26 protein-coding genes are annotated in these 23,060 nt (G+C 64.6%); 13 read left to right on the forward strand and 13 right to left on the reverse strand.

Annotation, left to right across the window (positions count from 1 at the left end; translation table 11 throughout):
* Nucleotides 1-78 precede the first annotated feature (78 nt).
* Nucleotides 79-1,242, reverse strand: a complete 1,164-nt coding sequence (gene dnaJ / locus F8R15_RS11330) for a molecular chaperone DnaJ (protein WP_078570707.1) — start codon at nucleotides 1,240-1,242, stop codon at nucleotides 79-81.
* A 74-nt stretch (nucleotides 1,243-1,316) separates the two neighbouring features.
* Nucleotides 1,317-3,233 carry a molecular chaperone DnaK gene (dnaK, locus tag F8R15_RS11335; RefSeq protein WP_152844636.1) on the reverse strand — a complete coding sequence of 639 codons (1,917 nt, stop codon included), beginning with the start codon at nucleotides 3,231-3,233 and terminating at the stop codon, nucleotides 1,317-1,319.
* A gap of 182 nt (nucleotides 3,234-3,415) precedes the next feature.
* Between dnaK and F8R15_RS11340 the strand changes: the two genes are divergently transcribed.
* Nucleotides 3,416-4,051 (forward strand): alpha-ketoglutarate-dependent dioxygenase AlkB, encoded by a 636-nt coding sequence (locus F8R15_RS11340; RefSeq protein WP_152844637.1) that lies wholly within the window; start codon nucleotides 3,416-3,418, stop codon nucleotides 4,049-4,051.
* 66 nt (nucleotides 4,052-4,117) lie between these two features.
* Here the strand turns inward: F8R15_RS11340 and F8R15_RS11345 are convergent, their stop codons facing one another.
* Together F8R15_RS11345 and mutY are read right to left on the reverse strand one after the other, a co-directional pair.
* Nucleotides 4,118-5,260, reverse strand: coding sequence for an alkane 1-monooxygenase (locus F8R15_RS11345; RefSeq protein WP_152844638.1), 1,143 nt, complete (start codon nucleotides 5,258-5,260; stop codon nucleotides 4,118-4,120).
* A gap of 58 nt (nucleotides 5,261-5,318) precedes the next feature.
* Nucleotides 5,319-6,371: an A/G-specific adenine glycosylase gene (gene mutY, locus F8R15_RS11350; protein WP_152844639.1), complete on the reverse strand. Its 1,053-nt coding sequence runs from the start codon at nucleotides 6,369-6,371 to the stop codon at nucleotides 5,319-5,321.
* A gap of 123 nt (nucleotides 6,372-6,494) precedes the next feature.
* On the opposite strand from mutY, the gene F8R15_RS11355 reads away from it, so the two are divergent.
* Nucleotides 6,495-7,004: a DUF721 domain-containing protein gene (locus F8R15_RS11355; protein ID WP_253732531.1), complete on the forward strand. Its 510-nt coding sequence runs from the start codon at nucleotides 6,495-6,497 to the stop codon at nucleotides 7,002-7,004.
* Nucleotides 7,005-7,682 (forward strand): DsbA family protein, encoded by a 678-nt coding sequence (locus F8R15_RS11360; RefSeq protein ID WP_152844640.1) that lies wholly within the window; start codon nucleotides 7,005-7,007, stop codon nucleotides 7,680-7,682. It abuts the gene before it with no gap.
* Nucleotides 7,683-7,730: 48 nt separating this feature from the next.
* Here the strand turns inward: F8R15_RS11360 and lpxK are convergent, their stop codons facing one another.
* The 4 genes from lpxK to F8R15_RS11380 all read right to left on the reverse strand — a co-directional run bounded on the left by lpxK (nucleotide 7,731) and on the right by F8R15_RS11380 (nucleotide 11,132).
* Nucleotides 7,731-8,720, reverse strand: a complete 990-nt coding sequence (gene lpxK, locus F8R15_RS11365) for a tetraacyldisaccharide 4'-kinase (protein WP_152844641.1) — start codon at nucleotides 8,718-8,720, stop codon at nucleotides 7,731-7,733.
* The gene (locus F8R15_RS11370; RefSeq protein WP_152844642.1) at nucleotides 8,720-9,958 is read right to left on the reverse strand and encodes a 3-deoxy-D-manno-octulosonic acid transferase; all 1,239 of its coding nucleotides are present in this window, start codon (nucleotides 9,956-9,958) and stop codon (nucleotides 8,720-8,722) included. Before F8R15_RS11370 ends, lpxK begins: the two co-directional genes overlap by 1 nt.
* A gap of 7 nt (nucleotides 9,959-9,965) precedes the next feature.
* Entirely contained in the window at nucleotides 9,966-10,223 is a 258-nt protein-coding gene (locus tag F8R15_RS11375; protein WP_078522252.1) for a DUF4170 domain-containing protein, read from the reverse strand.
* Between the two features lie 87 nt (nucleotides 10,224-10,310).
* Nucleotides 10,311-11,132, reverse strand: coding sequence for a sugar phosphate isomerase/epimerase (locus tag F8R15_RS11380; protein ID WP_152844643.1), 822 nt, complete (start codon nucleotides 11,130-11,132; stop codon nucleotides 10,311-10,313).
* A gap of 77 nt (nucleotides 11,133-11,209) precedes the next feature.
* Here F8R15_RS11380 and zapE point away from each other — a divergent pair, with 77 nt between their 5' ends.
* A complete protein-coding gene (gene zapE / locus F8R15_RS11385; protein ID WP_078570839.1) occupies nucleotides 11,210-12,301 on the forward strand; it encodes a cell division protein ZapE in 1,092 nt (363 codons plus the stop codon).
* Here zapE and F8R15_RS11390 read toward each other — a convergent pair.
* From F8R15_RS11390 to F8R15_RS11405, 4 genes are all read right to left on the reverse strand, one after another.
* Nucleotides 12,298-13,320, reverse strand: coding sequence for an LLM class flavin-dependent oxidoreductase (locus F8R15_RS11390; protein WP_152844644.1), 1,023 nt, complete (start codon nucleotides 13,318-13,320; stop codon nucleotides 12,298-12,300). The two genes, zapE and F8R15_RS11390, sit on opposite strands and share 4 nt — an antisense overlap.
* Nucleotides 13,321-13,412: 92 nt before the next feature.
* Nucleotides 13,413-14,684 carry a folylpolyglutamate synthase/dihydrofolate synthase family protein gene (locus tag F8R15_RS11395; protein WP_152844645.1) on the reverse strand — a complete coding sequence of 424 codons (1,272 nt, stop codon included), beginning with the start codon at nucleotides 14,682-14,684 and terminating at the stop codon, nucleotides 13,413-13,415.
* A gap of 91 nt (nucleotides 14,685-14,775) precedes the next feature.
* On the reverse strand, nucleotides 14,776-15,720 hold the full coding sequence (gene accD, locus F8R15_RS11400; RefSeq protein ID WP_152844646.1) for an acetyl-CoA carboxylase, carboxyltransferase subunit beta: 945 nt from the start codon (nucleotides 15,718-15,720) through the stop codon (nucleotides 14,776-14,778).
* A gap of 66 nt (nucleotides 15,721-15,786) precedes the next feature.
* Entirely contained in the window at nucleotides 15,787-16,680 is an 894-nt protein-coding gene (locus F8R15_RS11405) for a type II CAAX endopeptidase family protein (RefSeq protein WP_152844647.1), read from the reverse strand.
* A 168-nt stretch (nucleotides 16,681-16,848) separates the two neighbouring features.
* On the opposite strand from F8R15_RS11405, the gene F8R15_RS11410 reads away from it, so the two are divergent.
* Nucleotides 16,849-17,607, forward strand: a complete 759-nt coding sequence (locus F8R15_RS11410) for a TSUP family transporter (protein ID WP_075775250.1) — start codon at nucleotides 16,849-16,851, stop codon at nucleotides 17,605-17,607.
* Nucleotides 17,608-17,610: 3 nt separating this feature from the next.
* Here the strand turns inward: F8R15_RS11410 and F8R15_RS11415 are convergent, their stop codons facing one another.
* Entirely contained in the window at nucleotides 17,611-18,936 is a 1,326-nt protein-coding gene (locus F8R15_RS11415; protein ID WP_152844648.1) for a FliI/YscN family ATPase, read from the reverse strand.
* 80 nt (nucleotides 18,937-19,016) lie between these two features.
* Here F8R15_RS11415 and F8R15_RS11420 point away from each other — a divergent pair, with 80 nt between their 5' ends.
* From F8R15_RS11420 to flgH, 8 genes are read left to right on the forward strand one after another with little or no spacing between them, the layout of a single operon-like run.
* Nucleotides 19,017-19,403 carry a FlgB family protein gene (locus tag F8R15_RS11420; protein WP_152844649.1) on the forward strand — a complete coding sequence of 129 codons (387 nt, stop codon included), beginning with the start codon at nucleotides 19,017-19,019 and terminating at the stop codon, nucleotides 19,401-19,403.
* A gap of 2 nt (nucleotides 19,404-19,405) precedes the next feature.
* On the forward strand, nucleotides 19,406-19,798 hold the full coding sequence (gene flgC / locus F8R15_RS11425; RefSeq protein WP_152844650.1) for a flagellar basal body rod protein FlgC: 393 nt from the start codon (nucleotides 19,406-19,408) through the stop codon (nucleotides 19,796-19,798).
* Nucleotides 19,799-19,816: 18 nt separating this feature from the next.
* Nucleotides 19,817-20,107 carry a flagellar hook-basal body complex protein FliE gene (gene fliE, locus F8R15_RS11430; protein ID WP_152844651.1) on the forward strand — a complete coding sequence of 97 codons (291 nt, stop codon included), beginning with the start codon at nucleotides 19,817-19,819 and terminating at the stop codon, nucleotides 20,105-20,107.
* A complete protein-coding gene (locus tag F8R15_RS11435; RefSeq protein ID WP_078522260.1) occupies nucleotides 20,107-20,373 on the forward strand; it encodes a flagellar biosynthetic protein FliQ in 267 nt (88 codons plus the stop codon). The genes fliE and F8R15_RS11435 overlap by 1 nt, the downstream gene beginning before the upstream one ends.
* A 1-nt stretch (nucleotide 20,374) precedes the next feature.
* Nucleotides 20,375-21,091, forward strand: coding sequence for a flagellar hook-basal body complex protein (locus tag F8R15_RS11440; protein ID WP_152844652.1), 717 nt, complete (start codon nucleotides 20,375-20,377; stop codon nucleotides 21,089-21,091).
* 15 nt (nucleotides 21,092-21,106) lie between these two features.
* The gene (flgG, locus tag F8R15_RS11445) at nucleotides 21,107-21,892 is read left to right on the forward strand and encodes a flagellar basal-body rod protein FlgG (RefSeq protein ID WP_078541622.1); all 786 of its coding nucleotides are present in this window, start codon (nucleotides 21,107-21,109) and stop codon (nucleotides 21,890-21,892) included.
* 53 nt (nucleotides 21,893-21,945) lie between these two features.
* Nucleotides 21,946-22,317, forward strand: coding sequence for a flagellar basal body P-ring formation chaperone FlgA (gene flgA, locus F8R15_RS11450; protein WP_306461397.1), 372 nt, complete (start codon nucleotides 21,946-21,948; stop codon nucleotides 22,315-22,317).
* Between the two features lie 10 nt (nucleotides 22,318-22,327).
* Nucleotides 22,328-23,053, forward strand: coding sequence for a flagellar basal body L-ring protein FlgH (flgH, locus tag F8R15_RS11455; protein ID WP_152844654.1), 726 nt, complete (start codon nucleotides 22,328-22,330; stop codon nucleotides 23,051-23,053).
* The last annotated feature ends 7 nt before the right edge of the window (nucleotides 23,054-23,060 follow it).

A 23,060-nucleotide genomic window follows, 5' to 3' on the forward strand; every position in this document is an offset into this window, starting at 1 on the left:
ATTCGGGTTGAAGAAAGCCTTAATCGCCCTCGGTCAGCCCAAGAAAAAAAGGCACCCGAAGGCGCCTTTTCGAAATGATCACTGGGTCATGCCATCCCAGAAGCTTTTGACTTTCTTGAAGAAACTCGCGCCTTCCGGGTTGTTCTCGGCTTCGATCCCCTGAAACTCCTTGAGGATTTCCTTCTGCCGTGCAGTCAGGTTCACCGGGGTTTCGACGGCAAGTTCGATGAACATGTCGCCGGCCCCGCCGCCGCGCAGCGCGGGCATCCCCTTGCCACGCAGGCGCATCTGCCGACCCGATTGGCTGCCGGCCGGGATTTTCACGCGGCTGCGGCCGCCATCTATCGTCGGCACTTCGACTTCGCCCCCAAGGGCTGCGGTCGCCATGCTGACCGGTACGCGGCAATGCAGATCGGTGCCTTCGCGTTCGAAGATCGCGTGCGGCTGGACCTCGATGAAGATGTAGAGATCGCCCGACGGACCACCGCGCAGCCCCGCCTCGCCTTCACCGGCGTGACGGATGCGGGTGCCGGTCTCGACCCCCGGAGGGATGTTGACCTGAAGCTGGCGATCGACCTCCACGCGGCCTGCACCATGGCAGACCTTGCAGGGGTTCTTCACCACCTGACCCTGGCCACCACAGGTCGGGCAGGTCCGCTCGACCGTGAAGAAGCCGTTCTGCGCGCGCACCTTGCCCAGACCCGAACAGGTCGGACAGGTCTGCGGCTCGGAGCCGCCTTCCGCACCGGAGCCGTTACACTCGGTACAGGCGGCCGAGCTTGGCACGTTGATCGTCTTGTGGGTGCCGCGATACGCTTCTTCGAGCGTGACGCGCATGTTGTAGCGCAGATCGGAGCCCCGCTGTGCGCGCGAACGCCCACCGCCGGGACCGGCTCTGCCGCCGCCCATGAAATCACCGAACAGGTCTTCGAAGACGTCGGAGAAGGCCGAGGCGAAGTCGCCCTGACCGCCCGCGCCGCCATAGCCGCCGCCCGGACGCCCGCCGCCCATGCCGCCTTCGAACGCCGCGTGACCGAACCGGTCGTACGCTGCTTTCTTCTCGGCGTCCTTGAGGACGTCATAAGCCTCGTTCACTTCCTTGAACTGGGCCTCGGCATCGGGATTGTCGGAATTGCGATCGGGATGAAGCTCTTTCGCCTTCTTGCGATAGGCTTTCTTGATCTCTTCGGCCGAGGCGCCTTTGGCAGTTCCCAGAACGTCGTAATAGTCGCGTTTTGCCATTGGTTACCCCCTTGGCGGAACGCAGGCGGGCCCGCCCTTAGAAAAGGCAGGCCCGCCCGACATTCCATGCGCAATTACTTGCGCTCGTCCTCGCCCAGATCTTCGAAGTCAGCGTCGACGATATCTTCATCGACATCGCGCGGGCTGTCTTCGTCGCTCGAGCTCTCGCCCTGACCGGCTTTCTCCTGCTCGGCCTTGTAGATGGCCTCGCCGAGTTTCATCGCCGCATCCGTCAGGTTCTGGATCGCGCCTTTGATCTTGCCGGCTTCCTCGGTCTTGAGGGCTTCCTCAAGCGCGTTGGCTGCCAGTTCGATCGCTTCGACGGTCGAGGCATCGACCTTGTCGCCGTGATCTTCGAGCGACTTGCGGGTCGAGTGCAGGAGCGATTCGCCCTGGTTCTTGGTTTCGACCAGTTCCTTGCGGGACTTGTCCGCGTCGGCATTCGCCTCGGCGTCCTGAACCATTTTCTCGATCTCGTCGTCGGTCAGACCGCCGGACGCCTGGATCGTGATCTTCTGCTCCTTGCCGGTGCCCTTGTCCTTCGCCGAAACGGACACGATGCCGTTGGCGTCGATGTCGAAGGTCACTTCGATCTGCGGCATGCCGCGCGGGGCCGGGGGGATGTCCTCGAGGTTGAACATGCCGAGCATCTTGTTGTCGGCAGCCATCTCGCGCTCACCCTGGAAGACCCGGATCGTCACTGCGTTCTGGTTGTCTTCCGCGGTGGAGAACACCTGGCTCTTCTTCGTCGGGATCGTCGTGTTGCGATCGATCAGGCGGGTGAATACGCCACCCAGCGTCTCGATGCCGAGCGACAGCGGGGTCACGTCGAGCAGGACGACGTCTTTCACGTCACCTTGCAGAACGCCGGCCTGAATGGCCGCACCGAGCGCCACAACCTCATCCGGGTTCACACCCTTATGCGGCTCTTTGCCGAAGAAGCCGGTCACTTCTTCCACGACTTTCGGCATACGGGTCATACCGCCGACGAGCACGACTTCGTCGATCTCGTCCTTGGAGACGCCGGCATCCTTGAGCGCTGCGGCGCAGGGCTTCAGCGAAGCCTTGATGAGATCGCCCACGAGGCTTTCCAGCTTCGCACGGGTCAGTTTCATGACCATGTGCAGCGGAGTGCCGTCCTTGCCCATCGAGATGAAGGGCTGGTTGATCTCGGTCTGGCTCGAGCTCGACAGCTCGATCTTCGCTTTCTCGGCAGCTTCCTTCAGACGCTGCAGCGCCATCTTGTCCTTGGTCAGATCGACGCCATGCTCTTTTTTGAACTCGTCAGCGAGGTAGTTGACGATGCGCATGTCGAAGTCTTCACCGCCGAGGAACGTGTCGCCGTTGGTCGATTTCACTTCGAAGAGACCGTCGTCGATCTCGAGGATGGTGATGTCGAAGGTGCCGCCGCCAAGGTCATAGACCGCGATGGTTTTCGATTCTTTCTTGTCGAGGCCATAGGCCAGCGCAGCCGCGGTCGGCTCGTTGATGATGCGCAGCACTTCGAGACCAGCGATCTTGCCGGCGTCTTTCGTGGCCTGACGCTGAGCGTCGTTGAAGTAGGCGGGCACGGTGATGACGGCCTGCGTGACTTCCTCACCCAGATAGCTCTCGGCGGTTTCCTTCATCTTCTGAAGAATCACGGCCGAAACCTGAGCCGGGGAGTACTTGTCGCCCTTCACTTCGACCCATGCGTCGCCATTGCCGCCGTCGACAATGTTGTAGGGGACGAGTTTCTTGTCCTTCTCGACTTCCGCATCGGTGGTGCGGCGACCGATCAGACGCTTAACAGCGAAAACGGTGTTCGAGGGGTTGGTGACCGCCTGACGTTTCGCCGGCTGGCCGACCAGACGTTCGTCGTCCGTATAGGCGACGATCGAGGGGGTGGTGCGCGCCCCTTCGGAGTTTTCAATCACTCGGGGCTGTGCGCCATCCATGATGGCGACGCAGGAGTTCGTAGTCCCGAGGTCGATACCAATGACTTTACCCATGATGTTACCTCTCTTGGCGATATGACGGGGAACGGGTCCATTCAGGCCCCCGGCCCCTATCCCTTGGGTTTCGGTTTCATGTTCTGCTATCTGGCGGTGTGAGCCGCCTTCGGCTTCGAAGTGTATATAAGGAGGGGAAAATCGGGCTGCAAGAAGGCTCCCCCGAGGAAGAGGGTGAGAAAATGACAGAAAATCCGAAACACGCAATATCTCGGCCCGATCCGCAGGAGATTCGCGGCTTCCGCCATTATCCCGGCTGGCTGGACCTCGACGAGCAGAAGGCGTTGATCGAGACGCTGCGCGGTGTCGTGGCGCAGGCGCCGCTGTTCTCGCCGATGACACCCTACGGCAAGCCGATGTCGGTGCGCATGACGTCGGCCGGGCGGTTCGGCTGGATCTCCGACCGGCGCGGCTACCGCTATTCGGAGACCCATCCCGACGGACAACCTTGGCCCGCAATCCCACAGCTGATCCTCGATATCTGGGAGGCGGTTTCGGGCACGCCCCGCGCCCCCGAATGCTGTCTCATCAACTTCTACGGCGAAGGCGCGAAGATGGGCATGCATCAGGACCGCGACGAGCAGGATTTCGATCAGCCCGTGGTGTCGGTCTCGCTGGGCGATGACGGGCTGTTTCGCATCGGGAACAAGACGCGCGGTGGCAAGACAGAGAGCCTCTGGCTGCACTCGGGCGATGTGATGGTGATGGGGGGCGAGGCGCGGCTGCTCTATCATGGAATCGACCGCGTGAAGCCCGGCACCTCGCCGCTGATGCCGAAGGGCGGGCGGATCAACCTGACGATGCGTGTCGTGACCTGAGGCCTGTGCTGGCGGCATCTGCGGGAGCCTCCGGCGGGGATATTCTTGCCAAGAGGAAGAGGCTCGTCAGAAAGAGCCGCGCGGCAGCGGCGTCGTGCCCTTGTTATAGGGCGTCCAGTCCTCGACATCCGGGTAGTATTTCCGCCGCCATGCCCGAACCCTCGGGTTCATCCGGCGCCGCCAGAGCGGCGGGATCATCGCGAGCGCCGTCATGCCGGGATAGCCGAAGGGCAGCTGCGGGGCTTCGTCCGCGTCGTAGGTCTGAAGAAGCGGGAAGCGGCGGTCGGGTTTGTAATGGTGATCCGAATGGCGCTGCAAATTGATCAGCAGCCAGTTCGAGGCGGTGTGATCGGCGTTCCAGCTATGACGGGGCAGAACATGCTCATAGCGCCCTTCGCCCTTGTATTGCCGGGTCAGGCCGTAATGCTCGACATAGTTGGTCAGCTCCAGCTGCCAGATCGCGAAGAGCGCCTGCAGAAGGAACAGACCGAGCCCCATCCAGCCACCCAAAAGCGCCGCGACGATCAGCGCCAGCGCCTGCAATGCGCCGTAGCGCCAGAACGGGTTGGAGCGGTGCCAGACCGGGCGGCCCGCGCGGCTCAGTTTCAGCTTCTCGGCTTTCCAGGCGGAGCGGGGGCATTCAAAGATCACCCGCCAGAAGAAGCGGTGGAAGCCCTCGTTGTAGCGTGCCGAGACCGCGTCGCGGGGGGTGCCGACCCAGAGATGATGGACGAGAAGATGCTCGGTCCGGAAATGGGAGTAGAGGACGCTCGCCAGCAGCAAATCGCCCAGCCAGCGTTCCAGCTTGCTCTTCTGGTGCAGCAATTCGTGGGCATAAACGATGCCGATCGTGCCCGAGATCACGCCCACGCCGAACATCAGGGCGACGATCTCGAACCCATTTAGATGGGTCGTATGCGTCACCCACCAGATCGTGCCGAAGATCACGGCCGCCTGAATCGGGAACCAGACCAGCGTGATCGCGCGATACCAGAACAGGTCGGCTTCGGGCGTCTCGGTGTCGGGCTGATCCTCGTTGCGCCCCAGCAACTGGTCGAGCACCGTCGTCAGCCACCACGCATAGGCGGGCAGCAGGATCAGGGTCCAACCGCCGAACCACGCCTCGATCCCCGCCAGCGGCACGGTGCCGAGCGACAGCCAGAAGGGCAGGGCGTGAGAGGGGCGGCGGATTTCGTCGCGGCTGGACATCGGGGCCTCGTGAGCGATGCGGGCGCGGTCATACTAGCCGAACGCTAACCCGATACAATCACTCGGGTTGCGGCCATTCGGCGCTTTGGGCGGCATCCCAGACCTTGCGCATCAGCGTGGGCAAATCGCCGGGCCGGAAATCGGCGCGCGGGGTCATGGCATGGGCCTCCGTGCGGGTGACGTGGACCTGCAGGATCAGGTGGAAATGGGTGAAAGTGTGGCGCACCTCGACCGGGGAGAGGGCCCAGTCGGCCTGCATCGGCGGGGCGGGTGTCGGCGCCTCGGACCAGTCCGAGCCGGGAAAGCCCAGCGTTCCGCCCAGAAGCCCTTTGTCGGGGCGGCGTTCCAGCAGCACGTCGCCCTGGCCGTTCATCACGACATAGGCGAAGCCACGGCGGGTGGGCTTTTCCTTCTTCGGAGCTTTGCGTGGGAGCGTCTCGGCGATCCCGGCAGCGCGGGCGGTGCAGGAATCAATGAGCGGGCAGATGCCACAGGCCGGATTGCGCGGCGTGCAGATCGTCGCGCCCAGATCCATCATCGCCTGCGCGAAATCTCCGGGTCGGTCCTCGGGCGTGATCTGTGCCGTCAATTCGGTCAGCTCCGCCTTGGCGCCGGGAAGTGGCGTCTCGACCGAGAAAAGCCGCGAGACGACGCGCTCGACGTTGCCGTCGACCACGGCGACCGGCTCGTCATAGGCGATCGCGGCGATCGCGGCGGAGGTGTAGGGCCCGATGCCGGGCAGCTTTTGCAGCTCTGCCGCCGTTTCGGGGAAGCGCCCGTCCAGCTCACCTCCCACGACACGCGCACATTTCAGAAGGTTGCGGGCGCGGGCGTAATAGCCAAGCCCGGCCCATTCGGCCATCACGTCGCCATCCTCGGCTGCCGCGAGTGCACCCACATCGGGCCAGCGCTCGGTGAAGCGGCGGAAATAATCGCGCACGGCGGCGACCGTGGTCTGCTGCAGCATTACCTCGGAGAGCCAGACGCGATAGGGATCGGGCCGTTCGCCCTCTGCACGATCCGCAGGCGACACGCGCCACGGCATGACGCGGGCATGGCTATCGTACCAAGTGAGCAGGGTTTCGCCGATTGCCCCTTTACCGTCACGCAATGTTTATGCTCCCCTCTTGCCGACCGGTTGGCCCGGCCCGATGTGCTTCCTAGAATGGGATGGATCAAGAGGAACCGCCCACGAATGAAAAAAAGCGACCCGCAAAAGACGCCTTCGCGGCGAATGCGTGGCTTTGAAGCCGCGGGCGGACTGCTGCGCAACCGTATCCGCGCCGCGGGTGAAGCACGAGGTTTTGCGGTCTCGCGCCTGCTGACCCATTGGGCGGAAGTGGTGGGGCCTGAGACGGCCGCGCAATGCCGCCCGGTGAAGATCGGCTACACCAAAGGCGGCTTCGGCGCGACCCTTACCCTCCTGACGACCGGAGCGGCGGCACCGATGCTGCAGATGCAGTTGCCGCAAATCCGCGACAAGGTGAATGCCTGCTACGGCTATAACGCGATCTCGCGCATTTCGCTGACGCAGACCGCGCCGACCGGCTTTGCTGAAGGTCAGGCGCAATTCGCACCAAAACCCAAACCCGAACCCCGCAAGCCGGACCCCCGCGTCGCCGAAGCGGCGAAGGCGCAGGTGGCCGATTGTGGCGATGCCGATCTCAAATCGGCGCTGGAAGAACTGGCAAGAAACGTTCTATCGAAGTCCGCAGAGCGGGCTGCACACAAGAAAGGCAGATAGATGAGCAAAACTCTTTCGATCCTCGGCGGCGCGGCTGTCATGGGGCTTCTCGCGACGGGCGGCTGGTATGCCAGCCAACATAGCGAGGCGAGCCTGATCACTGCGGCCCAAGCCCAGGAAGCCACGGCGAACAAAGATGTCGAGACCCTGCCCGACGTGGTTCTGGGTCAGGAAGACGCGCCGGTCACCGTGATCGAGTACGCCTCCTACACCTGCCCGCACTGTGCCGAGTGGCACAAGGTCGAGTATCCGCAGCTGAAGAAGAACTACATCGACACCGGCAAGGTGAAGTTCATCCAGCGCGAGGTCTATTTCGACAAGTTCGGTGTCTGGGCCGGTCTGATCGCGCAATGTGGCGGCGATCCGAAATATTATGCGATCTCGGACATGATCTATAACAAGCAGAAGGACTGGATCGGCGACGGCAAGCCGCAGACCATCGCGGACAACCTGCGCAAGATCGGCCTGCAAGCCGGGCTGAGCAACGATCAGGTCACCGCCTGCATGAACGACGAGAAGCGCGCCGAGCGGATGGTCGCGACCTTCCAGAAGAACGCGGGCGATGACAAGATCGACGCGACGCCGACCTTCATCATCGACGGCGAGAAGCATTCCAACATGGCTTGGGACGACTTCAAGAAAATCCTCGACGACGAGCTGGCGCAGAAAGCCAACTGATCTCGGCGACAGATGTTGCGAAGGCCGGTCCCGCGGGGCCGGCCTTTTTCATATCCCGAGCCGGTCGAGCGCTGCGTCGAGCGCTGTAGGGTCGTCGATCTCGAGCCGCACCGGCAGGGCGAGCACCTTCGGGCGGAAGCTTTCCGGCAGGCGCACCGCGTCCTTTTCGGTCGTCACCATCTGCGCTCCAAGCATGTCGGCCTCCGCCTCGATGCGCTGCAACAGGCGGGTCGTGAAAGGCTGGTGGTCTTCTAGCGCCTCGCCGCGCAGCAGGTTTGCCCCGAGGTTGCGCAGGGTGGCGAAGAATTTCTCGGGATGGCCGATACCTGCGAAGGCGAGGACGGGAAGGCCTTCCCAATCCATGCCCGTCTGCAGCGGGGCGAGCTGACCTGTCAAATGTGGCTTCGAAATTCTGGAACTCCAGAAATTAGAGAATTCACCCTGTGCAGCCTCCGGCCCGATTGACAGCAGAAAGTCTGCGCGGGCCATTCCGGCCTCGATCGGTTCGCGCAGCGGCCCGGCAGGCAGGCAGCGCCCGTTGCCGAAGCCCTTATGCGCGTCGACCACCACGATGGAGAGGTCTTTGTGCAATGCGGGGTTTTGATGGGCGTCGTCGAGCACGATCACCTGCGCTCCGGCGGCAACTGCGGCGCTCGCCCCCGCCGCGCGGTCGCGCGCGACCCAGGCCGGCGCGAAGGCCGAGAGCAGCAGCGGCTCGTCTCCGGTCTCTTCGGCGCGATGGCTGCGCTCATCGACCTGCACCGGCCCTTCGAGCGACCCGCCATAGCCGCGCGTGACCACATGGGCGGTCACGCCGCGTGCGGCCAGCCGTTGCACCAGCCAGATCACCGTCGGCGTCTTGCCGGTCCCCCCCGCGTTGATATTGCCGACCGAGATCACCGGCACGCCCAGCCGCAGTCCCGGCTGTGCCACGCGCCGCTTCGTCATCGCCGCGTAAATCGCGCCGAGCGGCGACAGCAGGCGCGCCCGCAGGCCCGGCGCGGCGGGGGCGTTGAACCAGAAGCCGGGCGCGCCCATCACGCCACCCGTGCGGGCTGGGTGCCCGAGAGAATCTCGGCCAGATCGCGGGCGATGGTCTCCACCGCCCCCGCGCCGCCCGAGGTCACCGCCCAGGCGTTATGGGCCAACTGCGCGGAGCGTTCCGGCGCGATCAGGTCTGCGACCACTTCGGGCAGATCCTCAGGCACCACGACGCCGCGGCAGGCTTTCGCAGCCTCCAGCCGCAGGTAATCTTCGCGGAACGGGACGAGCTTGGGACCATGCAAGATCGCCGATCCCAACGCCGCCGCCTCAACCGGGGAACGCGGAGCCCGCGCCGTCCCCGACAAGGTGCCGCCCATATAGCTGAGCGCGGCCAGCCGGTACCAAAGCCCGTATTCCATCGCGTCGTCGGCGATGAAAATCTCGGTCGTCAGTTCCGGTTCGCCCTCGAGCGACCGGCGCGCGACCGACCAGCCCTCGGCGGTCAGCTGCGCGGCGAGGGCCTCGCCCTGGGATTCGTCATCCGGCGCAAGCAGAAGGAGCAGCCGATGCGCGTGGCGCTGGGCGTAGCGATGGGCGGCCGTCACCGGGCCGACCTCGGCCTCCGGTACGGCGGCGGCCAGCCAGACCGGGCGCGCGCCCATCGACTCGGCCATCGAGGCGCGCTCTGCCTCTGAGCCGTAAAGCGGCTGCGGCGGCTCGCCGAGCGCGCCGTCATTGACAACGATGACCGGCCCGTTCAGCCGGTCGCCCACCCGTTCGAGGCTCGCCTCGTCGCGCAGGTAGATGCGATCGATCCGGCCCAGCAGCGTCAGCGATACGTCATCGAGGCGCAGCCCATCCTGACCGCCGAGTTTCGCATCGGCCAGAACGCTGGCGATGCCGCGTTTCTGCGTCTCCGCGATCAGGGCGGCGGGCAGCAAGTCGTCCATGATGAGCACGAGATCGGGGCGCCACGCATCCAAGACTAGACGGACAGACGCCGGACGATCCTCGGGGGTGGGCCGGAAATAGACCTCTTCGGGCAGACCGTCCGGCGGATCTTCCACGCCGCGCACCGTCATCGCGATGCGGATATCGGGCATCCGCGCGGCCACCCTGCGCGCGACCAGCCCGGCGGCTTCCGCGCATTTCCCCGCAGCCCAAATCCACAGCAGCGGGGCGTCGGCGCGCTCCTCCCCCTGACCGGCCTCGACCGCGGCTTTCGCCTTGGGTCCCGCAGGACGCAAGGCAGAGAGTTGCAGTCTGAGCCAGAGAGGAAGAGAGCGCGCCATGCCAGCCTTAGTTGCCGAGCTCTTCGGTGGTCGACACCTCGAGCTCTTCGTCGCGCAGGCGATGCAGGTGCGCGATGAAGTAACGGGTATGGGCGTCGTCGACGGTGCGCTGCGCCTCGGCCTTCCACGCGGCATAGGCGGAGGCGTAGTTCGGGTACATCCCGACGATATGGATATCGTCGACATTCTTGAACTCGGTGCGGCTCGGGGTCACCAGCTCGCCGCCGAAGACGAGGTGAAGACGTTGCGGGGTCGGTTTGGCCATAAGAACTCCTGTCGGCTTTTCTGCGGCGCAGAGATTACGCTTTGCCCCCACGCTTCACAAGGAGAGGGCCGGGGCCGCACGTAGCCGTTACCGCGCCAGTCCCAGAGACTCCAGATATTCCGCGCCTTTTCGCACGCCAATCTCGTCGTTCACTTCCAAAATCAGGCGCGGCATCTTGGGTAGCTTGCCAAGCGCCTTGAAGACCGAGTGCCACGCGATCGTGCCTTCGCCGGGGTGCCAGTGCCGGTCGCCATAGCCGTCGATATCCTGCAGGTGGACATGCTCCAGCGCCGCGCCTGCCGCATGGACGAACACATCGACCGGCGGCGCGCCGCAGCGGCGATGCATGAACTGTGCATGGCCCGTATCGAGCGAGACCTTCACCGCCGTGCTCTTCATCTTCGCGGCCAGTTCTACGCGCAGGCTCGGCGTGATGTCTTCGCAATTCTCGATGACCAGCGTCACGCCCAACTCCTCGGCGCGTTCGATCACCGGGGTGAGGACATAGCGCACGCGTTCGATCTGAATGAACCCGTTGGCGGGGTTCTGCTCCAGATCGGCTTCCTTCCAGAGCGTGTAGGGCGAATGGATCACCATCTGATCGCCGCCCAGCTCCGCCGTGATCTCCAGCACCCGCAGCATCCGGGCGCGGATGACCTCGATGATCTCGGAATCGGCGCAGTCGATATTGAACGAGGTGAAGGGCCCGTGCAGCCCCAGCCGCCCGGTATAGCCGTCGAGCAATTCCTTCGTCCGCGCGACCATCTTGCGCAGATCCGCATCCGTGGCGTTCGGCCAGCAGAAGCTCTGCAATTCCAGATCGCGCTGGTCGTTCAGAATCCAGTCGCGATGATGCGCGAGCATATCGAGGCTCAGCGCAGCGCCGAGCAGCGGTAATTCCTTGGCCATGGGGTCCTCCTCCGGATCGGATGCTCGCGCAAGCCGCGGGGCTTTTCAATCCCGTGAGCGCGCTATATCGGAACGTCATGAAACGCAGTCTGCCCGAGTTTTACGAGTCCATGGTGGAGAACGGGGACCTCAACCCCGATCCCGCCCAACGCGCCATTCTGCCCGAACTGGAGCGTGTACGCCGCGCGCTGGAAGAGGCGCCTGCGCCCGAGCCGGTGAAACGCGGGCTCTTCAAGCGCAAGATAAAGCCGGTCGAAGGCGTGCGCGGCCTCTATATCTGGGGCGGTGTCGGGCGCGGGAAATCCATGCTGATGGACCTGTTCTTCGGCCAGACCGACGTGCCGAAACGCCGGGTGCATTTCCACGCTTTCATGCAGGAAGTCCAAGGCAAGCTCGACGATGCGCGCCGCGCCAACACGGTGGATGCGATGCGCCCCGTGGCCGAAGAGGTGGCGGGCTCGCTGCGGCTGCTGTGCTTTGATGAGATGCAGATCACAGATATTGCCGACGCGATGATCGTGGGCCGCCTGTTCGAGGCCCTGTTCGAGCGGGGCGTGACCATCGTCACCACCTCGAACCGGGTGCCCGAGGACCTCTACAAGAACGGGCTCAACCGCCAGCTTTTCCTACCCTTCATCGGGCTGATCCGCGAGAAGCTCGACATCTACGAACTGGCCTCCGAAAACGATTACCGGCAGAACCGTCTGGCAGGCCAACAGGTCTATTTCACCCCGGCGGGTCGTGAGGCGCGCGCTAAGATGGATGCGCTTTGGGATGAGCTGACCGGGGGCGATCATCACGGCAAGCTCGACATCCCGGTGAAGGGCCGCACGGTCGAAATCCCGCATTTCCACAATGGGGTCGGACGTGCGAGCTTCTGGGATCTCTGCGCGCAGCCGCTGGGTCCGGCCGATTACCTCGCCATCGCGGATGCGGTGAAGGTGCTGCTGCTCGACGATATTCCGCTGCTCTCGGCCTCGAACTTCAACGAGGCGAAGCGCTTCGTCACGCTCATCGACTCGCTCTACGAGGGCAAGGTCCGGCTGATATGCTCGGCCGCGGACGAGCCCGAGCGGCTTTACGTCGAAGGCGAAGGCACGTTCGAATTCGAGCGCACCGCCAGCCGCCTGCGCGAGATGCAGGCAGACGGCTGGGCGGCTGAGGCTTAAGCCAGCATCTCCGCCAGAAGCGGGCGGACCTTGGTGCCGTAAAGCTCGATCGTCTTGCGCAGATGCGCGGGGTTCTGCGGCCCGCCGCTATATTTCAGCGTGAACCGCGACAGGCCCAGAGCCGTCACCGTCCGCGCGATCTTGCGCGCCACGGTTTCCGGACTGCCGACATAGAGCGAGCCATGCTCGATCTCGGACAGGTAGGCCTCGCGCCGGAAGGGCGGCCAACCGCGCGAGCGCCCGATCATGTCATGCATCCGCGCATAGCCTTCGTAGAATTCTTCCTGCGCGATCTCGTCGGTCTCGGCGATATGACCGGGCGAATGGACGCCGATCTTGCCGGGCGTGGTGCCCATTTGCTCATGCGCGCGGTGGTAAAGATCGACATGCGGTTTGAACCGGGTCGAATCCCCGCCGATGATCGCCAGCATCAGATCCATCTGCATCGCGGCGGTCTCGACCACCGATTGCGGCGACCCGCCGACCCCGCGCCAGATCTGCAGCGGCGCCTCGGGGCGCGGATAGACGGTGACGTTCTTAAGCGGCGGGCGCATCTGGGCGTCGAAACTGACCTTCTCCTGCGTCGCGAGCAGGTGCAGGATCTGCGACTTCTCGGTGAACAGCGCCTCGTAATCGTTCAAGTCGAGCCCGAAGAGCGGGAAGCTCTCGGTGAAAGATCCACGCCCGATGGTGATCTCGGCCCGCCCCGGCGCCAGCGCGTTCAGCGTCGCGAAACGCTGGAAAACGCGGATCGGATCGTCCGAGGACAGCACCGTCACGGAGGTGCCCGCCTTGATCTTCTCGGTGCGCGCAAGGATCGCCGAGAGGATCGGCTCGGTCGAGGAGATCGCGAAATCGGGCCGGTGATGTTCGCCCAGACCGATATAGTCGAGCCCGACCTGATCGGCGAGTTCGCCTTCGGCCAACGTGTCGCGGATAACCTCGGCATGGCTGCGCAGCAGGCCGTCCTCCCCGCGCGTCACATCGCCAAACGTGTCGATCCCAAGCTCAAGCTGCATGGTGGTCTCCTTTCCTGTTCACGCGAAGATAGGGGCGCGGGCGCAGGTCAGCCACTGGTATCCTCGCACAGACTCCGTGCGAGACCGCAGCCTCAGGCGTTGTCGCGCAGCACCCGGCCCGCGAGGTAGAGCGAGCCGCAGATCAGGATGCGGGCATGGGGATGGATCGCGACGATCCCCGCGATCGCCGAGCCGACCGAGGCCGCAGGGCGGGCTTCGATGCCGACCACGCGTGCGGCTGCGGCGGTGTCTTCGGCGGGCAGCGTGTTCGCCTCGCCGGGGATCGACACCGCGAGCAGGCTCGCCGCGTGATCCGCCAGCGGACGCAGATAGCCGGTCACGTCCTTGGTGTTGAGCATGCCGCAGATCAGATGGGTCGGACGTTTCGGAAGCGCGCCGAGCGTCTTGGCGATCATGTCGCCCGCCGCCGGGTTATGCCCGCCGTCGAGCCAGACCTCGGCCTCGGGCGCACCGTCCACCAGCGGTCCGTGGCGCAGCCGTTGCATCCGCGCGGGCCATTCGGCTTTCGTCACCGCCGCCTCGCAGGCAGCCTCGTCAAAGCCCAGATGCCGCAACGCCGCGAGCGCGGCCCCGGCATTCGCGATCTGATGCGGGCCGGGCAGGTTCGGCAGCGGCAGATCGAGAAGCCCGTTCTCGTCCTGGAAGATCAGCCGGTCGCGCTCTTCCCAGACCTGCCAATGCTGGCCATGCACCAGAAGCGGCGCGCCGAGCTTTTCCGCCCGCGCCTCGATCACCTCGAGCGCGGCCTCCTGCTGGGGACCGACCACGCAGGCCACGTCGCGCTTGATGATCCCGGCCTTCTCGCCTGCGATCTCGGCCAGCGTCTCGCCGAGGAATTGCTGATGGTCGATCGAGACCGGGGTGATGATGCTCAGCGCGGGTTTATCGACAACATTGGTCGCGTCGAGCCGTCCGCCAAGCCCCACTTCCAGCAGCGTGTAATCCGCAGGTGTCCGCGCGAAGGCCAGAAGCGCCGCTGCCGTCGTCACCTCGAAGAAGGTGATCGGCTTGCCGCCATTCGCCGCCTCGACTTCGTCGAGAAGCGCGGCCAGATCGGCCTCGGAGATCAGCTCTCCAGCGATCCGGATGCGTTCGTGGAAGCGTGCCAGATGCGGCGAGGTATAGGCGTGGACGCGCTTGCCCGCAGCCTCCAGCCCGGCCCGGATCATCGCCTGGGTCGAGCCCTTGCCATTGGTGCCCGCGATATGGATCACCGGCGGCAGGTCGCGCTCGGGATGGTCGAGATCGGCCAGCAGCCGCTCCATCCGGTCGAGCGACAGGTCGATGACCTTGGGATGCAGCGCCATCAGGCGGTCGAGAATATCATCGGAGCTTTGCGTCATTGGCCCCTCCGGCCTTAGATGGCGGACCGGGGAGGGGGCGCTGCCCCCGCGGCTGATGCCGCCCCCCGGGATATTTCAGCCAATACGAAGATCAGGTCTTGGGCTTCGCCTCGGCCTCGGGAGCCGCCTCGGCGACCGCTTCCTCGGGCACCTTCTCCGGCGCGGGCAGATCGCCCTTCACCGCCGGCGGCAGGTTCATCAGCATGCGCAGGATGGTGATCAGCTCGTCGCGCATCTTCATGCGATGCGTCACGCGGTCGAGCATCCCGTGATCGAGCAGATATTCGGCGCGCTGGAAGCCCTCGGGCAGCTTCTCGCGGATGGTCTGTTCGATCACGCGCGGGCCCGCGAAGCAGATCAGCGCGTTGGGCTCTGCGATATGCACGTCGCCCAGCATCGCGTAGGAGGCGGTCACGCCGCCGGTCGTCGGATGGGTCAGCACGACGATATAGGGAAGGCCCGCTTCCTTGAGCATTTGCACGGCGACGGTCGTGCGCGGCATCTGCATCAGCGACAGGATGCCTTCTTGCATCCGTGCGCCGCCAGCCGCCGAGAACAGCACCAGCGGACGCTTGAGCTTCACCGCGCGTTCGGCCGCCGCGATGATCGCGTTGCCGACATACATGCCCATCGAGCCGCCCATGAAGGTGAAGTCCTGCGCGGCCGCGACGATCGGCGTGCGCCCGATCTCGCCCTCGGCCACCAGCATCGCCTCTTTCTCGCCGGTCGATTTCTGCGCCGCCTTCATCCGGTCCGGATAGCGTTTCTGATCCTTGAAATGCAGCGGGTCGGTGATCGGTTCGGGCACTTTCACTTCGGAGAAGATGCCGCCGTCGAACAGCGCCTCGAAGCGCACGCGGGGCGTGATCGCGAGGTGATGGTCGCAATTGGTGCAGACGTTGAGATTGTCCGACAGCTCCCGGTGGAACAGCATCGTCCCGCATTCGGGGCATTTCGTCCAAAGGTTCTCGGGCACTTCGCGGCGCGAAAACAGCGAGTTAATCCGAGGACGGACGTAATTGGTGATCCAGTTCATCGTATGAGCCTCTCGCTGGGGCGGGTCGGTTTGGCTTGAAATACGCCGCCCCTGCACGAATTGCAATCAGACGCGCAGGGTGAGGCGGATCAACAACCACGCGATCAGCAGGTGCAGCATGTCCAGCAGAAGCCACGGCAAGAGGTCCCACAGGTCGCGTGTGTTGATCACGATCGTGTAGAGCGCCAGCCCGTCGAGCTGGCCGTAGAAGCCAACGAGGAAAAGTGAGCCGAAGTTGTTGGCGAAATGCAGCGCAAGGGCTGCGCCGAGATTGCCGGTCCGCGCGGTCAGGTCGCTCGCGAGGCAGCCGAAGCCGAAAGCCCAGAGCGCGGGCCAGATCGCGTTGCTGCCATAGGCGCCGGGCGAATAATGCAGCGCCCCGAACAGCGCCGAGGGCAGAACCATCCAGACCAGGGGGCTGCGCCAGCGCGCCGCGAGCTGCTGCAGGAGATAGCCGCGAAACAGAACTTCTTCGGTCGCGATCTGCACCCCCAGAAGCGGCAGCGCGATCGGCGCCCAGCTCAGCACATGCAGCAGCGGGTTGGAGCGCGCCGTGGACTCGCTGAGCTGGGTCAGCCCGAAGGAGAAAAGAGCGAAGAGCAGCAGAACCGGCAGCACCTTCGTGAAGGTGGAGAGGTTCCGCTGTCCGAACAGCGTCGCGGGCGCGCGGTGATGCAGGTGGCGGCTGACGACGAAAGTCGCGATCAGAAGCGGCGCGAAACTTGCCAGCAGAATGGCGAGGCCGCGCGGGGTCGAGCCATGGGCGATTTCCTGAAACAGCCGAAGCATCGAGAAATCGTCGAGCATCGAAGAGAAGAACAGGATCATCGCCCAGCCGCTGAGCAGGTAGAAGGCGACGATCACGCCCAGACCCAGCATCCCGCGCCAGATCTGCGCATAGGGTTTCGCGGGGGCCGCGAACGCCTCGAGCGGCGCATATCGGTTCGTGCGCGCGATCACCGGGCGGGGCTCGCAAAAAGCGGGGCGGCTGCAAGGGGCGATTGGGTCATCTGGGTCTTCCGCAAGGCTGAGCTTCGGTGATAGCGGCTGCGGCCCCGGTGAGGCAACGGCTTTACTTTTCGCGGCGCGGGCAGGACAAGAGGCGGCTGTCTTCTGACCGGGGTGCAAATGTTTGAACTTCCTCTCGATCTGGTGGTGATGCTGATCGGCGCGGCCTTCGCGGCGGGGGTAGTCGATTCCATCGCGGGCGGCGGAGGGCTGATCACGGTGCCGGCGCTTTTGCTGGCGGGCGTGCCGCCGGTTCAGTCGCTCGCGACGAACAAGATTCAGGGCACGTTCGGCGCGGCGACGGCGGCGATTTCCTACGCGGCCTCGGGCCATGTGGTGCTACGAAAACAGCTACTGGCCGCGGTGATCGGGTTCCTTGGCGGGCTGGCGGGGGCGCTTCTCGTGTCACGCATCCCGACCGACAAGATCGAGATCGCCCTGCCGTTCATCCTCGTCGCGATCGCCGCGTTTTTCGCGTTGCGGCCCGGTCTGGATGACACGGATCGGGTGCAGCGCATTCGGCCCGGCCTGTTCACCGCCGCCTTCGTGCCGGTGATCGGTTTTTACGACGGGCTGATCGGGCCGGGGACGGGGTCGTTCTTCATGATCGGTTTCGTGACGCTGGCGGGCTACGGCGTGCTGAAGGCGACGGCGCATACGAAGCTGCTGAACTTCTCGTCGAATATCGGGGGGCTGACGGGGTTTCTGCTGGTCGGCTCGCCGCTCTGGGTGCTCGGCATCGCGATGGGGCTGGCGCAGATCGCCGGAGCGCGGCTGGGCTCGCGGCTTGCGATGCGGGTGGGCGCGCGACTGATCAAGCCGCTTCTGGTGACGACCTCGACGCTGCTGGCTGCGAAGCTGCTTTGGGACCTGATGTAAGCACTATCCCGGCACCTGTGACAGGATCGTGCGCAGCTGCGCGAAACTGCCCGCGATGCCGTCGGGGGCGGGTTCGGCAACGAAGGCATCCAGTTCGGGCCAAACCTTGATCGCCGCGTCGATGCGCTGGTCCGAGCCTTCCGCATAGAGCCCCGCCTGAATCATCATCTCGGCCCGGTCATAGGCGCCAAGCAGGCTGCGCGCCTTGCCGATCAGTCGGTTTTCCTCGGGAGCCGCCGCGTCGGGCAGCGAGCGCGAGACCGAGCGCAGCATATTGATCGCCGGGAAGCGCCCACGCTCCGCGATCTCGCGCTCCAGCACCACATGCCCGTCGAGCACGCCGCGCAGGATATCGGCGATCGGCTCGTCCATATCGGAACCGGCCACCAGAACCGAGAAGACGCCGGTGATGTCGCCCTGACCCTCCGCGCCGGGGCCCGCGCGCTCTCCCAAGGCCATGATCTGATAGGAGGTCGAGGGCGGATAGCCGCGCAGCGAGGCGGGCTCGCCCCCCGCCAAAGCGACCTCACGATGGGCTTCGGCAAAGCGCGTGATCGAGTCGGCGAGGAACAGCACATGCTGGCCCGCATCGCGGAAATGCTCGGCCACGGCCATCGCGGCCCAGGCGCAGCGACGGCGCACCAGCGGCGACTGATCCGAGGTTGCGGCGACGATCACCGCGCGGGCCATCCCCTCCGGGCCAAGCGTTTTTTCGACGAATTCCCGCAACTCCCGGCCGCGTTCGCCGATCAGCGCGATGACGACGATATCGGCAGAGACCCCGCGCGCGAAACTCGCCAATAGCGAGGATTTCCCGACGCCCGATCCCGCGAAAAGGCCGACCCTTTGGCCTTGGACCAAAGGTAGCATCGTATCGAAGGCGGCGAGTGACGTCTCCAACCTGCCGCCCAACCGCTTGCGCTGGGCGGCAGGCGGAGGGCTTGCGCGCAATTCGCGCTCGCGCGCGCCGTGGATCAGCGGTTGCCCGTCGAGCGGTTTTCCGAACGGGTCGATGATCCGTCCGACCCAGCTGTCATGCGGGGCGATCCCGCCCTGACCGAGCAGCTCCACCTCGTCGTCGATCGCCACGCCATCGGCGGCTCCATCGGGCAGCACCGTGACCTCCCCGCGCGTCAGCGAAAGAACTTCCGCGCCGATTTCGCGCCCGCTTTGGCAGCGAATCGTCGCGCGGTCGCCGAGGGCCGCCGAACGGGCCAGACCGCTGACCTCGATCATCCCGCGCCGCACCTCGCGCACGCGCCCGACCGCATGGGCGCTGGCGATACCGCGCATTTCGGCGCGCAACAGGTCGAATCCCGCAAATGCCATTCTGGCCTCCGATGTTCTCGAAACGTTTTCTAAACGATTCGCTCTTAAAGCTTGGTTGATAGCTCGGAGGAGAAGCCCCGATGTTCGAGAAGATTGAGATCATGAAAATGGCCAGTGCGATGGCCACCCACGCCGCAGCCCGCCAGAACGCGGTTGCGGAGAATATCGCCAATGCGGACACGCCCGGCTATGCGGCGCGTGACCTGCCGGCTTTCGAAGACCTCTATCGCAGCGAGGGTAGCGGCGCTCTGCGGGCGACGCGATCCGGTCACATCGACGCCTCGGCGACGATCACCACCGCACCCGAGGTGATCGCCTCCCCCGGTGTCACCTCGCCCGATGGCAATTCGGTCTCGCTCGAAGAAGATATGGTCCGCTCGGTCGAGGTGAAACGCGAGCATGACCTGTCGCTCGCGATCTATCGCTCTTCGCTCAACATCCTGCGCAGTTCGCTCGGGAGGGGCTGAAGATGAGCGATTTTACCCAATCCATGGCGCTGTCCGCCTCGGGCATGAAGGCGCAGGCGATGCGGCTTCGGCACAGTTCCGAGAATATCGCGAATGCCGATACGCCCGGATATCACCGCAAGATCGCGCCTTTCGAGAAGGTGGTCTCAGATGGCGCCCCGACCGGAGAGGTCACCCTTGGCCCGGTGCGGCTCGACCGATCCGAACTCACTCAAATCTACGAACCTGGCCATCCGATGGCCGACGAGAACGGCTATCACGACGGCTCGAATGTCGATCTGGTGGTCGAAATCGCTGACGCGCGCGAAGCGCAGCGCAGCTACGAGGCGAATTTGCGCATGTTCGATCAGGCCCGGCAAATGTCGGCCTCCCTGCTCGAACTGCTTCGCCGCTAAGGACCGAGGAGATCTAGAATGGATTTTAACACCTCCCTTGCAACGCAAAGCTACGCCCAGGCCCGGGCAGCTGTCCCGCCGGAAGCGGGCGGATCCGGGCCGGGCTCCCTTTTCGAACAGGCGGCGAACTCATTCGTCGATGCGGTCAAGGCGGGCGAAGACACTGCCAAAGCCGCGATGGCGGGACAGGCCGATCCGCATGCGCTGGTGCAGGCGCTCGCCCAGACGGAACTCGCGATCGAGGCGGCGGTGACCGTCCGCAACAAGGTCGTCGAGGCCTATCAGGAAATTCTCAGGATGCCGGTCTGATGCAGGACGCGATTTTCTTCGACACGCTCCGGCAGGGCTTGTGGATTGCCGTGCTGATCGCGGCGCCGCTTCTGTCGGTCGCGCTGGTCGCCGGGGTCACGATCGGTCTCTTTCAGGCGCTGACCTCGGTGCAGGAAATGACGCTGACCTTTGTGCCCAAAGTGGGGGCGATGCTCGTCGTGTTCTGGGTGTCGATGAGCTTCATGTCGGAGAAACTGGTGGAGTTCTTTACCCGCACCATCCTGCCGATCGTCGCCGGGGGCTAAGATGGATAACGCAATCTATACCACCCTCACGCGGCAATCCGGCTTGATGCGCGAAATGCGGATCGTTGCGAATAATATCGCGAATGTCTCGACCACAGGCTTCCGGCGCGAGGGCGTGATCTTCTCCGAATATCTCTCGGGGCTGGAGGGCAATGAACCTTCGCTGTCGATGGCGCGGGCGCATGGTCGTCTGATCGATCGAAGCCAAGGCGGGCTGACCCAGACAGGCGGCACCTTCGATTTCGCAATCGAGGGCGAGGGGTTCTTCATGATCGAGACCCCGCAGGGCAATCAGCTCACGCGGGCTGGCAGTTTTATCCCGTCGGCTGAAGGTGAGTTGCTCACGCCTGACGGGTTCCGGCTGCTCGATTCCGGCGGTACGCCGGTCGCAATCCCCTCGGGGGCGACTTCGGTCGCGCTCGCCGCCGATGGCACGCTCTCAGACAACGGCCAGCCGATCGCGCAGGTCGGCGTTTACCTTCCTACCGATCCCAACGAATTGCGCCATGTCGGCGGCACTCGCTTCACCGCAGAGGCCGGGGCTGAACCGGTGGAGGGCGCGGTTCTGATGCAGGGTTTCCTAGAAGACAGCAACGTCGATCCGATCACCGAGATCGCCCGCATGATCGAGGTCCAGCGCGCCTATGAGATGGGCCAGGCCTTTCTCGAACGCGAAGACGAACGAATCCGCGGCGTCATCCAGACGCTCGCCCGCTAACAGGAGGCCCATGACATGAGAGCTCTTCAGATCGCAGCCACCGGCATGAGCGCGCAGCAGATGCGCGTCGAGGTGATTTCCAACAACCTCGCGAACATGTCGACCACTGGCTACAACGCGCGCCGCGCCGAGTTTGCTGATCTGCATTACCAGCAGATGACCCGCCCCGGCACGATCAACGCGACCGACGGGACGACCATTCCCGCCGGGGTGCAGCTTGGCCTTGGCGTGCGTCCGACCGCCGTGACGGTCAACATCGCGCAGGGTTCGCTCAGCGCGACGGGCGGTGATCTGGACGTCGCGATCGACGGCAATGGCTATCTCGAGGTGACACTGCCCTCTGGCATCTCCGCCTACACGCGCGACGGTGGGCTCAAGCGCAACGGCACCGGACAGATCGTGACCTCTGACGGCTATCCGGTCGTGCCCGATATGACCATTCCGAACGACGCGCGCGCCGTTGCGATCAACGCGGAGGGCGAGGTCTATGCCTATTTCGCCGATCAGGTCGCGCCGCAGCTTCTGGGGCAGTTCACTTTGGCGAATTTCTCGAACCAGAAGGGGCTGGAGGCGATCGGCTCGAACCTGTTTCTCGAAACCGGGGCCTCGGGGCCGCCCAATGTGAATACGCCCGGCGCGGATGAGTTGGGCACGCTGCGGCAGGGCTATCTGGAGGAGAGCTCGGTCGATCCGGTGCGCGAGATCACCGAGCTGATCAAGGCGCAGCGCGGCTACGAGTTGAACGCGAAGGTCATTTCCGCCGCCGATCAGATGCTTGGCGCGACGACGCAGGTGCGCTGATGCTGCGGCGGGCGATTTTGATTGCGGCAACCGGTCTTTTACCGGGCCACGCCTTGGCGGAGACGCTCATCGCGCTGCACACCATGCGTGCCCGGACGATCGTCGCTCCCGCAGATGTCGGGCTGCAACCGGGCGAGGTGGTCGGGGCGTTGACCGGGCCGGAGGAGGCGATCGGCCTCGAGACGCGCGGGGTGATCTATGCCGGTCGCCCGATCCGAGCCCGCGATCTGGGGCAGCCCGCCATTGTCGAGCGCAATCAGATCATCCCGCTCCTGTTCCGCCGCGGCTCGTTGGAGATTCGAACCGAAGGCCGCGCGCTCGATCGCGCCGGCATCGGAGAGACGATCCGCGTGATGAACGCCGCTTCGAAAACCGTGGTCTCCGCGACGCTTGGCGCTGACGGAACTGCCCATGTTGCCCCATGAGGAATTTGCGATGAAATCTCCTGCCCTGTTGCTTTTGTCGATCACGCTCATCGCCTGCGGGCGGCTCGAGCAGGTCGGTAAGGCGCCCGGATTTACGCCGGTCGAAGGCGGCAACGAATTCTACGCCATGGCCTCCTCGCCGCTGCCCGTCACGACAGAGTCGCGCAGCCCTGAACAAGAAGCCTCTCTTTGGTCCGGTGCGCGCAATTCCCTGTTGGGCGACCCACGCGCCGCCAAACGCGGCGATATCCTCACCGTCGTGATTGAGATTAACGATAAGGCCGAAATCTCGAATTCGACGGGTCGCTCGCGCAGCGGATCGGATACGATGGGGGTGACCTCCATGCTCGGCATTCCCCAGCGCTTCGACAGGCGTCTGCCAGACGGGGCGAGCATGGCCGACGCCGTCTCGACCAATTCGAATTCGACCTATTCCGGCGACGGGCAGGTATCGCGCAATGAGAAACTGACCCTGCGCGTGGCCGCAACGATCATCGAGACGCTCCCGAATGGCGTGTTGCGCATTCAGGGCAGCCAGGAGGTGCGGGTGAATTTCGAGGTGCGCGAGCTGATCGTCACCGGTTTCGTGCGCCCCGCCGATGTGAGCCGCCAGAACGAGATCACCTATGACAAGATCGCTGGCGCGCGGATTTCCTATGGCGGGCGCGGGCAGATCACCGATGTGCAGCAGCCGCGCTATGGCCAACAGATCGCCGATATTCTCCTGCCCTTCTGAGGTTCCG

This window comes from Thioclava sp. JE_KL1 (assembly GCF_009296265.1).
Lineage (GTDB): Bacteria > Pseudomonadota > Alphaproteobacteria > Rhodobacterales > Rhodobacteraceae > Thioclava.